Origin of the sequence: Herbiconiux daphne (assembly GCF_024979295.1) — a bacterium.
GTDB lineage: Bacteria > Actinomycetota > Actinomycetes > Actinomycetales > Microbacteriaceae > Herbiconiux > Herbiconiux daphnes.
This window is the reverse complement of sequence record NZ_JANLCJ010000068.1, coordinates 1-1742: the sequence shown is the minus strand read 5'-3', so window position 1 is coordinate 1742 and position 1742 is coordinate 1. Positions and strand designations below refer to the sequence as shown.

Genomic DNA, 1742 nt, shown 5'->3' with positions numbered 1-1742 from the left:
TTGGCCTCCGACTTTATTAAGGCTTCTGGATGTGTTGTTACAGAGCATTGGTACTTTTCTTAATTAATTTTATAGCCCTCTTAAGGGAGGGCTTCTCTTTGGAGGCTATAAATGGCTCGTACATTAATGCCTAAATCTGGCGTTATTATGCCTTATGTTGTTCTCAATAGAGATGCAGCAGTTGTAGGTGTAGAAAAGGTAGATGGTCGTGCTGGTGATGTTAAACTCGGAACAGAACCAGGTGGACTTGGTTATGTTAAAGCTGCTGATGTTTGGGCTAAAGGTGTAGTTTATCAGAAATCAGAAGTTGATGCTTTACTGGTTCCAACCTTAAAACAGAACAGTGCTATTCTTTTATATAATGATGGTACAACAGATTACGGTTTAAGATCTACTAATAAAGATAATACGGCATATATTGACCTGATTAAAGCAGGTAAGCATACTGTCGTCCTTAAAGATGAACTTACTGGTCAAGACGTCACTACCACTACAGAGAATGCTGTTATTGTTGGTGATATCGATTCTGGTATTGAGGGCATTCACTTCTATTCAGAAGGTCGTACAGACATTATCTATCATGATGCTGATACCAATCAAGTAAGAAGTGCTCCCCTGTACTCAAGACGTTTCCGTCCAGAGATTGCAGACATGCCTTTTGCTGCTATCGGTACTTATGTTAGAGATAGTTTAGGACGTGTAACTGGTGTAGATAAAGCTGCTGGTATTAATAGTGATATTAAACAATTAAACGGTTTGGACTCTATTGGACAAACAACAGATACTACAGCTTTAATTATTAATAAGAAAACACATTTTCCTAAATCACTAGTTACAGTTGATGCTGAGATTCAAGGTAATGTTACCGTTGCTGGGACTACCTCTCACAGTGACGATGTGAATATGAATAGTCACTTGATTAAGAATCTAGCTGATCCTACTTTACCTACTGATGCTGCTAATGCTAAATATGTCCAAGATAATTTTGTGGCTAAGCAAGGGAATGCTGCTATAGAGGGTAACTTCGTTTCTCTTCACACTGGAAGTGCTAGCGATACAGGCATCCAATCTGGTGGACATATTACATCTATGTATAATGTCCCTGGTGCAGGTACTGTAGAAGGTGTTATCTATGCTAACGCTTTAGTAGGAGATCCTGAGGCTGCTGTCACTCTTAATGTTAAAAACATAAATGGACATAATAATGATTATTCCTTCCGTTCTGATGGTCAGGTTTTTGGTGTTAAAACTCTCTTAGGTAATGTGGCTGTTGGTAGTTTACTTACCTGTACGGGTTTACAGTGTAATGACAACGCTCAGATCGTTGGTAATTTAGCAGCTTCTGGAAATATTTCCGGTACAGGACTTACTACCTCAAGTCATGTATCTGTTGGTGGGGCTGTCCAGTTCGGAGGGGGGCATGGTACTACCATGAACTCAACAGTAAGTTCTACCGCTGCTACAGTGAATCTGGCTTCCTATACTGGAGCAACTCGTTTTAGTGTTACTGGTGGTTATGTAACTCGTAAAGGCTCTAATGGTAATTTTGGTGCTGGTGGAACTGGTAACTTATTCAATTTTAATTGGGGCGAATCAACAAAACCTGGAGGACATGCTACTACTGATCTTGGTGGTTCTGATAATCACTCGCATTATATTCAAACTAGCGGTCCTGCTCTTGATTCTTGGATTGATGATACTTTAGTTGGACGTATTGCATTTGCTTATACTTCTGATAAAGA

Annotated in this window: 1 protein-coding gene; it reads left to right on the top strand. The window is 39.6% G+C overall.

Features of this window, described 5'->3' with window-relative positions; all coding sequences use genetic code 11:
• Window positions 1-111: 111 nt before the first annotated feature.
• Window positions 112-1742: hypothetical protein (locus N1032_RS22915; RefSeq protein WP_259542626.1), on the top strand; the 1631-nt coding region annotated here is incomplete at its 3' end.